This window comes from Rhodococcus sp. BUPNP1 (genome assembly GCF_002215235.1).
GTDB lineage: Bacteria > Actinomycetota > Actinomycetes > Mycobacteriales > Mycobacteriaceae > Rhodococcus.
This window is the reverse complement of sequence record NZ_NERM01000005.1, coordinates 187,745-201,299: the sequence shown is the minus strand read 5'-3', so window position 1 is coordinate 201,299 and position 13,555 is coordinate 187,745. Positions and strand designations below refer to the sequence as shown.

Annotated in this window: 9 protein-coding genes and 2 tRNA genes; 3 read left to right on the top strand and 8 right to left on the bottom strand. The window is 69.0% G+C overall.

The window, feature by feature from the left end; genetic code table 11:
* Window positions 1-3: 3 nt before the first annotated feature.
* The 5 genes from B9C99_RS07230 to selD all read right to left on the bottom strand — a co-directional run bounded on the left by B9C99_RS07230 (window position 4) and on the right by selD (window position 7,757).
* Window positions 4-1,308 carry an OFA family MFS transporter gene (locus B9C99_RS07230; RefSeq protein ID WP_088897399.1) on the bottom strand — a complete coding sequence of 435 codons (1,305 nt, stop codon included), beginning with the start codon at window positions 1,306-1,308 and terminating at the stop codon, window positions 4-6.
* A gap of 33 nt (window positions 1,309-1,341) precedes the next feature.
* The gene (gene nrfD / locus B9C99_RS07225) at window positions 1,342-2,361 is read right to left on the bottom strand and encodes an NrfD/PsrC family molybdoenzyme membrane anchor subunit (RefSeq protein ID WP_088897398.1); all 1,020 of its coding nucleotides are present in this window, start codon (window positions 2,359-2,361) and stop codon (window positions 1,342-1,344) included.
* On the bottom strand, window positions 2,358-3,272 hold the full coding sequence (locus B9C99_RS07220) for a 4Fe-4S dicluster domain-containing protein (RefSeq protein ID WP_016694431.1): 915 nt from the start codon (window positions 3,270-3,272) through the stop codon (window positions 2,358-2,360). Before B9C99_RS07220 ends, nrfD begins: the two co-directional genes overlap by 4 nt.
* Window positions 3,269-6,613: a formate dehydrogenase gene (gene fdh, locus B9C99_RS07215; protein ID WP_253250003.1), complete on the bottom strand. Its 3,345-nt coding sequence runs from the start codon at window positions 6,611-6,613 to the stop codon at window positions 3,269-3,271. Before fdh ends, B9C99_RS07220 begins: the two co-directional genes overlap by 4 nt.
* 121 nt (window positions 6,614-6,734) lie before the next feature.
* On the bottom strand, window positions 6,735-7,757 hold the full coding sequence (gene selD, locus B9C99_RS07205; protein ID WP_088897395.1) for a selenide, water dikinase SelD: 1,023 nt from the start codon (window positions 7,755-7,757) through the stop codon (window positions 6,735-6,737).
* 58 nt (window positions 7,758-7,815) lie between these two features.
* Between selD and B9C99_RS07200 the strand changes: the two genes are divergently transcribed.
* The 3 genes from B9C99_RS07200 (at window position 7,816) to selB (ending at window position 10,989) form a co-directional block, all read left to right on the top strand.
* Window positions 7,816-7,910: transfer RNA gene (locus tag B9C99_RS07200), tRNA-Sec, on the top strand.
* Between the two features lie 32 nt (window positions 7,911-7,942).
* The gene (selA, locus tag B9C99_RS07195) at window positions 7,943-9,247 is read left to right on the top strand and encodes an L-seryl-tRNA(Sec) selenium transferase (RefSeq protein ID WP_059383930.1); all 1,305 of its coding nucleotides are present in this window, start codon (window positions 7,943-7,945) and stop codon (window positions 9,245-9,247) included.
* Window positions 9,247-10,989, top strand: coding sequence for a selenocysteine-specific translation elongation factor (gene selB, locus B9C99_RS07190; protein WP_088897394.1), 1,743 nt, complete (start codon window positions 9,247-9,249; stop codon window positions 10,987-10,989). Before selA ends, selB begins: the two co-directional genes overlap by 1 nt.
* 129 nt (window positions 10,990-11,118) lie before the next feature.
* On the opposite strand, the gene gdhA is transcribed toward selB, so the two are convergent.
* The 3 genes from gdhA to B9C99_RS07175 form a co-directional block, all read right to left on the bottom strand.
* Complete coding sequence (gdhA, locus tag B9C99_RS07185; protein ID WP_026061181.1) at window positions 11,119-12,462, bottom strand: NADP-specific glutamate dehydrogenase; 1,344 nt, start codon at window positions 12,460-12,462, stop codon at window positions 11,119-11,121.
* A gap of 202 nt (window positions 12,463-12,664) precedes the next feature.
* Window positions 12,665-12,738, bottom strand: a tRNA-Arg gene (locus B9C99_RS07180).
* Window positions 12,739-12,800: 62 nt separating this feature from the next.
* On the bottom strand, window positions 12,801-13,457 hold the full coding sequence (locus B9C99_RS07175; RefSeq protein ID WP_016692456.1) for a DedA family protein: 657 nt from the start codon (window positions 13,455-13,457) through the stop codon (window positions 12,801-12,803).
* Between the last annotated feature and the right edge of the window lie 98 nt (window positions 13,458-13,555).

The following is a 13,555-nucleotide window of genomic DNA, read 5'->3' as shown; positions in this document are numbered from 1 at the left end:
GGCTCAGGACCGGGACGGGACCGATTCCCGGCGCGCCTCCGGCACCTTCGTGATCAACGTGAGCACGACCGATACGAGCGCGATGATGCCGATGGTGGTGTAGGCGAGGGTGTACGCCTTGTCGTCACCGAGGAGCGTGGACGCGATGATCGGACCGATGATGCCGCCGATGCTCCAGCCGATGAGCATCAGGCCGTAGATGGCGCCGGCGTTGCGGACCCCGAAGAAGTCGCCTGCAGTGGCCGGCATGGTGCCGAAAGCACCGCCGTAGCAGAGGTAGACGATCGCGGCCAGGATCGAGAACAGCACCACTCCACTGGCGTGCGGCAGCACGATCAGGCACACGCCCTGCAGCACGAGCAGTGCGGTGAAGGTCTTCATCCGGCCGATGCGGTCGGAGATCGCCGCCCACACGATCCGGCCGGCACCGTTGAAGATCGCGAGCGCGCCCACGAGTGCCGCCGCGCCGGAAGCACTGAAACCGGCGATGTCGGACGCGCTCGGCTTCGCCTGCGAGATCAAGGAGATGCCGGCGGTCACGCACAGGGTGAGGATGGCGGTCAGGAGGTACCACTGGGGCGTGCGCAGGGCCTCGCCCTGGGTGTACTCCTTGCCGCGGTCGGTTCCGCTGCCGTCGCTGCCGGTGGGTTCGAAGCCCGGCACGGTGTATCCCTCGGGCGGGTTGCGGAAGAGTGCGGCACCGGCCAGCGACATCACGAGGTAGGCGATACCCAAGGGCAGGAAGGCGCTCGTCGGGTCGTCCGGGTTCCGGTCGATGAGCCACTGCGCGACCGGCGAGGTGAGCACCGCGCCGAATCCGAAGCCGCCCACCGCGAGTCCGGTGATGAGACCGGTCTTGTCGGGGAACCACTTCTGCAGCATGGCGATCGGGACGATGTATGCGAAGCCCAACCCGAAGCCGCTGATGATGCCGTATCCGAGGATGAGCAGCCAGTAGTCGTCGGCTCCGTCGGTGAACGAGGCGAGCAGGATACCGAGCGCGTAGATGATGCCGCCGATCAGCGCGACGACGCGGGGGCCTTTCAGATCCTGCAGTCGGCCACCGAGATAGGTGCCGATGAAGATCATGCCGATGGTGACGGTGAACGGCAGTGAGGCCCGGACCGTGCTCAGTTGCCAGGAGTCGGCGCTCTCGAGGGCTCCGCCGAAGACCGACCACGCGTAGACCGCGCCGATCGAGAACTGCAACAGCAGACCTCCGGCGACGAGCAACCAGCGGAAGCTGCCCGGAGGCTGTGTCGTCGCGGTGTCGCCGTGTGGTTCGCGCGTGGGCTTGCCGGAGTCCATGCGTTCTCCTTCGTTCTGCCCGCGAGCCGGATCTCAGCCGCGGTAGCGAACGGGTTCCCCGCGATCGACTCGTTCACGCTGGGGAACGACGGTGTACTTGGGATCCTTCGCCGACGCGATGCCGGCTTCGTAGACGCCGAGTCGCGTGCACAGCGAACCGACCATGAGGGCGGCACCGGACACGGCCGACACCACCCGATTGCGGCGACCGACGAGCGCGCCGAGCGCACCGGCCACCGTCAATGCCTTGCTGGCCTTCATCAGTCGTCCGGGGCGACCCTGGTGGAGCGTCTCGGCCGACAGGCCCATCGACTTCTCCATCTGCTGCTCGGTCGCGAGTTCGACGAGCGCACCGCCGACAGCGAAGGCGCGCGCCGGTCCGGCCTCGGCAACCGGCGCGCCCAGCAGTCCGAGACCACCCGATGCGGCGGCCGCCGACCCGCAGAACACGAAGGGGATCTCCTTGAAGGCGGAATGCCAGGCCGGAGTTGCGGTATCGGACAACAGGACTCCGGTATACGCGGCGACCGGCGGTGCGGTCAGTGCGCCCACGATCCCGGCGGGCCGGCCGAGGGCGAGCAGCAGGCGCACCGGCCCACGCTTCCACCGGGCGGGGAGCATCTCGGCGATCTCCGCGACCGCCGCGACGCCCGCGAACGGACCGTGCAGCGACAGGATCCACGTCCCGACCGACATCGGTGAGGTCGGTTTGGCGACCCGCAGCATGTTGAGGAAGCGACTCGGTTTGCCGAGATCGTGGACCAGTGCACCGACACTGACGAGCAACGATGTGAGCGAACCGAATCGGGCCACCCGGCGCAGGGCGGGCCGCCCCGTGAGATCGGCACCCGCGGCGAGCAGCGAACTGCCCGCGGCCACGCCGCCGGTGAACAGGTAGATGGCGATGTCGTGTTCCCACGGAGCCGGTTTCACGATCTGACGTCCGTAATAGGACTCGAAGTCGGCCTCCGGCACCATCACCCGGTCGCCGCCGCGACCGCCACCGGACCGGCGGGGGTTGCCCGGGCTGCCGCCGTGCTGCACCTGGGTCATCCGCGCCTCCTCAGGAACGACACGGCGGCGCCTGCCAGCATCGCGACGGCCGCGACGGCGGCGCGCGTCCACATCTCCGGAAGATCCTTGGTCGTCACCACCGGATCCGGCGGCAGGCCGTAGACCTCCGGTTCGTCGAGGAGCAGGAAGAAGGCGCCGGTTCCGCCGACCCCGTCCTCGGGATCGTTGCCGTAGAGCCGTGCCTCGCCCACACCGCGCTCGTGCAGGGTGGCCAGTCGTTCCTCGGCGCGGGCGCGCAACTCCTCGACGTCGCCGAACTGGATCGACTCCGTGGGGCATGCCTGCGCGCACGACGGTGTCTGGCCGTCGGTGAGCCGGTCGTAGCAGAGCGTGCACTTCTGGGCGATACCGACCTTCGGGTCGCCCTCCGGACCCTTGCGACGATCGATGACGCCGTACGGGCAGGCGGCCACGCAGTATCCGCAACCGTTGCAGATGTCGTCCTGCACGACCACCGTGCCGAACTCGCTGCGGAACAGCGACCCGGTCGGGCACACGTCGAGGCACGCCGCGTGGGTGCAGTGCTTGCACACGTCCGAGGACATCAACCAGCGGAAGTCCGGCTTCTCCTCCTCCGGGAGCTCCGTCGGGGTCGCCCCGACCGTCGGCATCCCCAGCGACACCGGCGGTTTCGACTCGGCAGGACGCTCGATGAAGGCGACGTGCCGCCACTGGTTGGCGTTGAGCGAATGACTGTTGTCGTACGAGGTGCCGAGCATCGCGAAGAGGTTCTCGGGGACGTCGTTCCACTCCTTGCAGGCCACCTCGCAGGCCTTGCACCCGATGCACACACTGGTGTCGGTGAAGAAGCCCTTGCGAGCCGGCGGATCCTCGTACCCGGCATCGGGTGCCGGGTCGATCGGTCCGAAGAAGCTGTTGGGGCCGGTCACTCGTCCTCCTGCGGGGCATGTCGGTCGTCCGAGGCCTCCGGGGCATGTCGGTCGTCCGAGGCCGTATCACCGTCCGGGACGGTCACGATGGGTGGGTACACGTGATCGGTTACCCCGGCCCGCCGCGCATATCCCTCGACGTACTCCCGAAGTCCCGCTCCGGTCGGTCGACGTCCGGCGCGGACGTCGCACGTACCGACCTTGGTCTCCTGGATGAGCACGTTGGGATCCAACGTGATTCCGAACAGATCGTTGGTCGAGTCGCCGGTCACCATGCCGCCGCTGCCCCAGTGATAGGGCATCCACACCTGGTGGACGGTCCGTCCCTCCACCTTCAGAGGCCGCAACCGCTCGGTCACCAGCACCCGGCCCTCGACCGCGGAGCGGGCGGTGATCACGTGGCACCAGCCCATGTGCTCGAGTCCGCGTTCGGCCGCCAGGGCGGGGGAGACCTCCACGAACATCTCCGGTTGCAGTTCGGCGAGATGTTCGAGATAGCGGCTCATGCCGCCGGCGGTGTGGTGCTCGGTGAGACGGCTCGTCGTGAACACGAAGGGGAACACGTCGATGTGGTCGTCCGGCGGCGCCGGGTTCATCGGGTTGTCGTCGCGGCGGTACTCCTTGCGCGTCGGGTTGGCCTGCTGCGCGTAGAGCGGGTTGCGGAAGGGTGACTCCACCGGTTCGTAGTGCGTCGGCATCGGACCGTCGACGAGCCCCTGCGGCACGTAGAGGGCGCCCTTGCCGTCGCCCTGCATGATGAACGGGTCGATCCCTTCGAGCGCCTCGATACCGTCGGCGCCTTCGGGGGAGCGGTAGCTCGGCGGCTTCGTCTTCTCGAAGTCCGGAACATCCGCGCCCGTCCACTGCTGCGCGTCGTCGTCCCACCACACGTAGGCCTTGCGTTCGCTCCACGGCCGGCCCTCGGGGTCGGCGGAGGCCCGGTTGTAGAGGATGCGGCGGTTCATCGGCCACGCCCAGCCCCACTCGGGAGCCACGAACGACTGCTCGTGCCGGGACTTGCGCCGGTTGGCCTGGTTGACGCCGTCGGCATAGACCCCGGTGTAGATCCAGCAGCCACCCAGGGTGGAGCCGTCGTTCTTCATCTCGGTGAACGACGACAACGGCCGGCGGGTCGCGACGTCGTAGCCGTTGATCTCCATGAGCACCGCGTCGGCGCTCGGCTCGTCGTGCTCGCCGTGCACGGGATAGTCCCATGCCAGGTCGAGCAGCGGCCGGTCGCGCTCGTCGGTGGACCCGGCCAGACGCTCCCGCATCATGCGGCCGAGGTGGTAGAAGAACCACAGTTCCGAGCGGCAGTCCTCCGGCGGCTCGACGGCCTTCTCCCGCCACTGCAGCATCCGCTGGGTCTGCGTGAAGGTGCCTTCCTTCTCGGCGTAGGAGGCCGCCGGGAAGAGGAACACCTCGGTGGCGCACTCCTCGGTCACGATCTCGCCGGTCTCGATCTCCGGGGAGTCCTTCCAGAAGTTGGCGCTCTCGATCTCGAACAGGTCGCGCACCACGAGCCAGTCGAGGTTCGCCATCCCGAGCCGCTGCGCGCGCCCGTGAGCGGAGCCCACGGCCGGGTTCTGCCCGAGGAGGAAGTAGCCCTTGACCTTTCCGTCGATCATGTCGAGCACCGAACGGTAGGTGCCGTGGTCGCCGGTGATCCTCGGCATGTAGTCGAAGCAGTAATCGTTCTCCGCGGTCGCCGCGTCGCCCCAGTAGGCCTTGAGCAGGTTCACGGCGTAGGCGTCGGCCTTCGACCAGAAACCCTTGCTGCCCGGGTTGCGGACGCTGTCGACCCAGTCCGTGAACGAGTGGTGCTTGTTCGCGTCGGGCATCGGCAGGTAGCCGGGCAGGAGGTTGAACAGCGTCGGGATGTCGGTCGAGCCCTGGATGCTGGCGTGACCGCGCAACGCCATGATGCCTCCGCCGGGGCGGCCCATGTTGCCGAGCAGCAACTGCAGGATCGCGCCGGTGCGGATGTACTGCACACCGACACTGTGCTGGGTCCAGCCGACGCTGTAGACGAGCGCCGTCGTCCGCTCCCGGCCGGAGTTCTCCGTCCACGCGCGGCAGACGTCGAGGAAGTCCTCCTGCGAGACGCCGCACACCTGCTCGACCACCTCGGGGGTGTAGCGGGCGAAGTGCCGCTTGAGCACCTGGTAGACGCATCGCGGGTGCTGCAGCGTCTCGTCGCGCCTCGGGTGGCTCGCCGTCTGCATGCCGTGCGCCTCGTTCTGCAGGCCCGCGGCCGTCTCCCGATGCTCGGCGTGCTCCTCGGAACCGTTGGCCTGCGACTTGTGCAGGTCGCCGGATTCGTCCTCCACGTCGTACTGCCAGCTCGTCGGATCGTAGGTCCGTTTCTCGGGGTCGAAGCCCGAGAAGAGCCCGTCGAGATCGTCGGTGTCCTCGAACTTGTCGCTGACGAGCACCGCGGCGTTCGTGTAGTTGACGACGTACTCGCGGAAGTCCAGCTCGTTGCTCAGGACGTAATTGACGATGCCGCCGAGGAAGGCGATGTCGCTGCCGACCCGGATCGGGACGTGCTTGTCCGCCACCGCGCTGGTACGGGTGAAGCGCGGATCGATGTGGATGACGCGGGCACCACGCTTCTGGGCCTCCACGACCCACTGGAAGCCCACCGGGTGGGCCTCGGCCATGTTGGAACCCTGGATGATGATGCAGTCAGCGTTTGCAAGGTCGGCCGTGTAGCCGGTGGCGCCGCCGCGTCCGAAGCTGGTCCCCAGACCGGGGACGGTGGCGGAGTGTCATATACGGGCCTGATTCTCGATCTGGACCGCCCCCATCGCTGTGAACAGCTTCTTGATGAGGTAGTTCTCCTCGTTGTCCAGCGTGGCACCGCCGAGACTGGCGATACCCATCGTGCGCCGGACCCGGTGGCCCTTGTCGTCGAACTCCTGCCAGGTCTCGCGGCGGGTCTTCAGCACGCGATCGACGACCATCTCCATGGCCGTGTCGAGATCGAGGTCTTCCCATTCGGTGCCGTAGGGCCGGCGGTAGCGGACCCGGGTCTCGCGCAGCTCGCTGGTGACGAGGTTCTTGCTCGCCGAACCCTTCGGGCACAGGCGCCCACGGTTCACCGGGCTGTCGGGATCGCCTTCGACCTGGACGACCTTTTCGTCCTTGACGAAGATCTTCTGTCCGCATCCGACAGCGCAGTAGGGGCACACGCTGCGGGCGACACGATCGGCGGTGGAGGTGCGCGGTTCGATCTCCTCGGTACGACGGGACCGTGCGGCCTTGCCGCGTCCGAGCAGATCCTTGCCGAGGAACTGACGCAGGACGGGCCAGGGGAGGGACGTGTCCTTCTCCGCCATCGGTACTCCTTTCCTGCGCTCTCGTTCCGAAGCTACCGTCTACCCATGCTTCGTGCCGGTTAATCCCGGTGCAGGTGTGTCGTCGTGTCACGCAGTCCCGGAGATCCGGCGGTCCGGGGCCTCAGCGCACCCGGATCGCGTGCTCACCCGCGGGGACGACCTCACCGATGACGGGATGGCCGGGCAGCTCTCCGACGACCAGCAGACCGCCGGACGTCTGGGCGTCGGCGAGCAGCAGCAGCTCGTCCTCGTCCACCTCCGAGTCGACCTGCTCGCGCACCCAGTCGAGATTGCGCCGGCTCCCGCCGGGGACGAATCCCTCCGCGAGCGACTCTCGTGCCCCGGCGACGTACGGCACTGCCGCGGAGTCGATCACAGCGGTCGTGCCGCTGGCCCGCATCATCTTCATCAGGTGCCCGAGCAGACCGAAACCGGTGACGTCGGTGGCGGCGCGGACACCGGCGTCGTGTGCGAGCTGCGCCGCCTCGCGGTTGAGTGTCGTCATCACCGCGACCGCTTCCTCGAACCGCTCGCCGGTGGCCTTGTGACGATTGTTCAGGATGCCGAGACCGAGCGGCTTGGTGAGGGTGAGCGGCAGGCCGGGCGTGGCAGCGTCGTTGCGCAGCAGGCGATCCGGATCGCCGAGACCGGTCACGGCCAGCCCGTACTTCGGCTCACGGTCGTCGATGCTGTGCCCGCCGGCGAGATGGGCACCCGCCTCGGCGCACGCGTCGGCGCCGCCGCGCATCACCTCGGCGGCGAGTTCGAACGGGATGAGTTCGCGCGGCCAGCCCAGGAGGTTGACCGCGATGATCGGCGTGCCACCCATCGCGTAGACGTCGGACATGGCGTTGGTGGCGGCGATCCGTCCCCAGTCGTACGGGTCGTCGACGACCGGGGTGAAGAAGTCGGCCGTCACGATGACGGCCCGGCCGCTGCCGTCGGGTGCCGGGTCGATCCGGACCGCGGCTCCGTCGTCGCCGTTCTCCACACCCACCAACAGTTCGCCGGCGGCCCGTCCGCCCTGCAGACCGCCGAGTACCCGTTCGAGTTCACCCGGCGGAACCTTGCATGCGCAACCGCCGCCGGCGGCGTACTGGGTGAGTCGGATGGCGCCCTCGGGAAGGTCGACGTGTGCGGTCATGGACCCAAACATACGGGCGAGTCGTCACCGAGGGTCCGGCTTCGGTTAGGGTGAGCGCGGAGGTGGTTCTCGTCTGGTGACGGTCGCGGTCTTCAAAACCGTTGTGGCCCAGTATCTGGGCTGGGCGGGTTCGATTCCCGTCCGCCTCCGCCAAATGTTTTCGTCGACCGTGGGATGAGGAGCGCGTGCCGGATCCGAGACGGGACGTTCCCCGCACCGACCAGGTCCTGGCCGATCCGCGCCTGCGCGAGGCCGTCGACCGGCTCGGCGCCCGACTGGTCAAGCAGACCGTCGTCGCGGCCCAGCAACGGTGCCGCGACGGCGAGATCGGGCCCGACGCCGTCGCCGACGTCGCGGTCGCGTCGCTGCCGCAGCAGGCGACCACCCTGCGTCGCGTCGTCAACGCGACCGGCGTGGTGGTGCACACCAATCTCGGTCGCGCCCCGCTGTCCCGAGCGGCGGTCGAGGCGGTGTCCACCGCGGCGGGTGCCACCGACGTCGAACTCGACCTGGCCACCGGCCGGCGCGGACGGCGAGGACGCGGCGCCCTCGAGGCGCTCGCCGAACAGGTACCCGACGCCGGCGGCGTCCACGTCGTCAACAACGGTGCCGCGGCTCTCGCCCTGGTCACCCGGGTGCTCACACGCGGTGGTCGCTCGATCGTGATCGCACGGGGCGAACTGGTCGAGATCGGCGACGGCTTCCGGATCCCGGAACTGCTGGAATCCGTGGGCGCGACGCTGCGTGAGGTCGGCACCACCAACCGCGTGCGCCTGAGCGACTATGCCGCGGCCGTCGACGACGACACCGCCTTCGTCCTCAAGGTGCATCCCTCGAACTTCACCGTCAGCGGCTTCACGTCGTCGGTGTCGGTCCGGGAACTCACCGGACTCGGACCGCCCGTCGTGGTCGACATCGGATCGGGTCTGCTCGCCCCGCATCCGCGGCTGCCGAACGAACCCGACGCCACCACCGCGCTGCGTGCCGGCGCCGACCTGGTGACCGCCTCGGGCGACAAGCTCCTCGGCGGTCCGCAGGCCGGCCTGCTGCTCGGGCGGGCCGAACTCGTGGAACGCCTGCGGCGCGACCCGTTCGCGCGGGCGCTGCGCGTCGACAAGCTCACCCTGGCCGCTCTCGAAGCGACCCTGACGGGACCGATGCCACCCGTGGCGTCGGCGCTGGCCTCCCGCCCGGAGGATCTCCGCGCCCGCGCACAGGCGATCTGCGTGGCGTTGCCCTCGGAGTGCCACCCCGAGGTGGTCGACTCCGACGGCGTCGTCGGGGGCGGCGGCGCCCCGGACGTCGTCCTGCCGAGCGTCGCGATCGCCCTGCCCGAACATCTCGCACTCCCGTTGCGGCTCGGTGAGCACCCCGTGGTCGGCCGCGTCGAACGCGGCCGGTTGCTGCTCGACCTGCTCGCGGTCGACCCCGCCGAGGACGGCGAGCTGATCGACGCCGTGACGCGCGTGGCTACTCGCGAAGGATCCTGATGTACGTCGTCGCGACCGCCGGTCACGTCGATCACGGGAAGTCGACGCTGGTCGAGGCGCTCACCGGTGCGAATCCGGATCGGCTCGCCGAGGAACGGCGACGAGGACTGACCATCGAGCTCGGCTACTGCTGGACGTCCTGGCCCGAGGTGGGGGAGGTCGCCTTCGTCGACGTCCCCGGACACGAGCGATTCCTGACGACGATGCTCTCCGGAGTGGGATCGGTCCCGGCCGCGCTGTTCGTGGTGGCCGCCGACGATCCGTGGATGCCGCAGGCGGCCGAACACCTCGCAGCGCTCGACGCGCTCGGCGTGCGTCACGCGGTCGTCGCCGTCACCCGCGCCGATCTCGCCGATCCGGGACCCGCGGCCGCGCGGGCCGCGGCGGAGGTCGCCCGTACGAGTCTGGCGGGGGCACCCGTCGTCGCCGTGAGCGGGCGCACCGGGATGGGCCTCGACGATCTCCGGGGCGCCCTGACGACGATGGTCGCCTCGCTCCCGGACCCCGATCCGCAGGCCGACGTCCGGCTCTGGGTGGACCGCCGGTTCACCGTGCGTGGATCCGGAACCGTCGTCACCGGAACGCTTCCCGCAGGCACGGTGCGCGTCGGGGACACCCTCGCGCTCGGGGACACACCGCTGCGCGTCCGCAGCGTGCAGGCACTCGGTCGCGACCGGAGCGCGGTGAGCGGCGTGGCCAGGGTCGCCCTCAACCTCACCGGTCGGGTCGACGACCTGGGACGGGGCAGTGTGCTCGTCACGCCCGGCGCGTGGCACCACACCTCCGTGGTCGACGTGCGGATCAGCGGCGAGGACCGGCCTCCGGTCGCTCCGGTGCTGCACATCGGAGCCGCGGACGTCGGCGTCCGGTGCCGTCCGCTGGGAGACGATCTCGTTCGGCTCACCCTCGACCGCCCGTTGCCCCTGCGGATCGGCGACCGCGCGTTGCTGCGCGACCCGGGCCGTCGGATGATCTGGCGGGCCGACGTTCTCGACCCCGATCCGCCGCGATTCCGGCGTCGCGGTGCGGCGGCACGCCGTGCGCTGCAACTGGCGGGGGCCGACGGGACGCCGCGCCTGGCCGACGAGCTCTCCCGCCGCGGACTCCTGCATCGGCAACGGTTGCGGCAGTTGGGCATTCCGCTCGAACAGGGAGAACACCTGACGGTCGGGCCGTGGCTCGTCGCACCCGGCCTCGCGAAGGCCGTCGCCGACCGGCTGCCCACACTCGTGCAGGCCCACGCCCGTGCCCATCCACTGGATCCGGCGGCACCGTTGACGGTGCTGGCGTCGCAGCTGCGTCTTCCCACACCCGACCTCGTCCGGGCGCTGGTGCGGCCGCCACTCGAAGTGGTCGGGGGACGGGTGATCGCTCCCGGCGCCGACGGTCTGCCGCCGAAGATCCGCAAGGCCGTCGAGCAGGTGCGCCGCGATCTGTCGGCCGCTCCGTTCGCGGCCCCGACCGCCGATCGCCTGCGCGAGCTCGGCCTCGACGATCGTGCCCTCGGCGCGGCCGAACGCAGCGGACGGTTGTGGCGGGTGGGCCCGGGCATCGTCCTGCTCCCCGATGCCGCCGATTCGGCCGTGGAGCTGCTGGGGGAGTTGGATCAACCCTTCACGACCAGCGCCGCGCGCGAGCGGCTGGGAACGACACGGCGGGTGGTCCTGCCGTTGCTCGACCGGCTCGACAAGGCCGGTCGCACACGCAGACTCCCCGACGACCGGCGCGAGATCGTCCGCTAGACCGCCGTCCCGCCCTCCCCGGCGGGACGACCCTTCACCCGAAACGCGAAGTGCGGGTACCGAACTCGTCGATACCCGCACTCCGTATGAGACTTCGGTCGTCGGATGACGCCCGGTGCGAACGCAGCGTCAGATGACGCCCAGTGCGAACATGGCGTCGGCGACCTTCACGAAACCGGCGATGTTGGCGCCGTGGATGTAGTCGCCCGGCTTGCCGTACTCGGCAGCGGTCTCGACGCACCGGCCGTGGATGTCGGCCATGATGCCGGCGAGACGCTCGTCGGTGTAGTCGAAGTGCCACGAGTCGCGCGAGGCGTTCTGCTGCATCTCCAGTGCGGAGGTCGCCACGCCACCGGCGTTGGCGGCCTTGCCGGGCGCGAAGGCGACTCCGGCGTCGCGGAAGACGCTGATGCCGCCCGGGGTGGTGGGCATGTTGGCGCCCTCGGCGACGATCTTCACGCCGTTGTTGACGAGGGTCTTGGCCGACTCCTCGTCGAGCTCGTTCTGCGTGGCGCACGGCAGTGCGATGTCGCAGGGAACGTTCCAGATGTTGCCGCCGGGGTAGAACTCGGCGTCGCCGCGCTCGTCGACGTACTCGGAGATGCGTCCGCGACGGACCTCCTTGATCTCCTTGAGCAGCTCGAGGTCGAGGCCCTTGCGGTCGACGATGTAGCCGGAGGAGTCGGAGCACGCGATGGCGGTGCCGCCGAGCTGGTGGATCTTCTCGATGGCGTAGATCGCGACGTTGCCCGAACCGGAGACGACGGCGGTGCGGCCCTCGAGCGAGGTGCCGGCGGTCTTGGCCATCTCGTTGACGAAGTAGGCCGCGCCGTAACCGGTGGCCTCCTTGCGCACCTGCGAACCACCCCAGGTGAGGCCCTTGCCCGTGAGGACGCCGGACTCGTAGGAGTTGGTGAGGCGCTTGTACTGGCCGAACAGGTAGCCGATCTCGCGGCCGCCGACGCCGATGTCACCGGCCGGGACGTCGGTGTACTCACCGATGTGGCGGTGCAGCTCGGTCATGAACGACTGGCAGAAGCGCATGATCTCCTGCTCGGAGCGACCCTTGGGGTCGAAGTCCGAGCCGCCCTTGCCGCCGCCGATGGGCAGGCCGGTGAGCGCGTTCTTGAAGATCTGCTCGAAGCCGAGGAACTTGACGATGCCGAGGTTGACGCTCGGGTGGAAACGCAGGCCACCCTTGTAGGGGCCGAGAACGCTGTTGTACTGGACGCGGAAGCCACGGTTGACGTGGACGTTGCCCTGATCATCGATCCACGGCACGCGGAAGATGATCTGGCGCTCCGGCTCGCACAGGCGCTCGATCAGGCCGGATTCGAAGTATCCGGGGTGGCGCTCGAGCACGACATGCAGAGACTCGAACACTTCGGCCGCAGCCTGGTGGAATTCGGGTTCACCTGCGTTGCGGGCCTTGACCTGCTCGTAGATCTCTTCGATGCGGTCCGATGTCGACACGCCCACCTACCTGACTCTGTGAGGATTCTGTAACAAGGGTTTTACGACGAAAACTATAGGGCGTGGCCCTTAGCATGTGTTAACCCGGCTCCAAGGTGGGATGAGAAACACACGGCCGGAACGGCCTGTCCGTCGGGCGAATTGCCCGGTTCATCGGTACGATGTGCGGCCCCGTGGCGGGCGATGCGCCGACGGTCGGAGGTGCCCCCGGCAGGACTCGAACCTGCGACCTAGAGATTAGAAGGCTCTTGCTCTATCCAGCTGAGCTACGGAGGCGCGGCCAGAATCTTAGCGGGTGCCTCCGGGCGTCGCCGCACACACCCTCGCGCCCGCCGGGGTCAGCGCTCGAGCGTGCTGCCGCGTTCGTCGTCGGGGCTCGACTCGCTCCGGGGAACGTCTACGCCACCAGTCTTGAACCGCTGGATGAGATGGTCGATTCCGACACCCAGGACCACCGCGACGCAGATGGACACCGCGGCGCCGAACAGCGGTTGCGATTCGAACCATCCGCCGACGAGGCGCCCCACCAACGCCGAGTAGAGAGCCCAGGTCGTGCCGCCGAGGATCGTGAGGGGCACGAACTTCTGCCGCGGGTAACGGGTCGCTCCGGCCGTCATGTTCACGGCGATCCGACCGATCGGGATGTAGCGGGCCGTGAGGATCACTGCGGCGCCGCGCTTGTCGAGTCCGCGCCGCGCCCACGCGAAGGCGGCCTGCGCCTTCGGGCGCCGCATCCACCGGAACCGTTCGGTACCGACCTTCCGCCCGATCGTGTACGCGATGTTGTCGCCGATGATCGCGCCGAGCGCCGCGAGCACGATGACGAGCCACAGATAGGGACGCCCGGTCGAACCGGAGAGGGACGCCAGGGTCACCAGGACGGTCTCGCTGGGCACCGGCGGGAAGAAGCCGTCGAGGATGCACACGGCGAAGACCAACGGATAGACCCACAGGGCTGCGGCCTGGCCGATGATGAATTCGTTGATCACGTCCATGGATATGCGTGGTGCTCCCGTCGCGTCCGCCGGATCGGCTGCTTCCACGCTATCCGTTCGCGCCGCCGAGGGCTCCTGACGAGCGCGGTTCGGCTCTC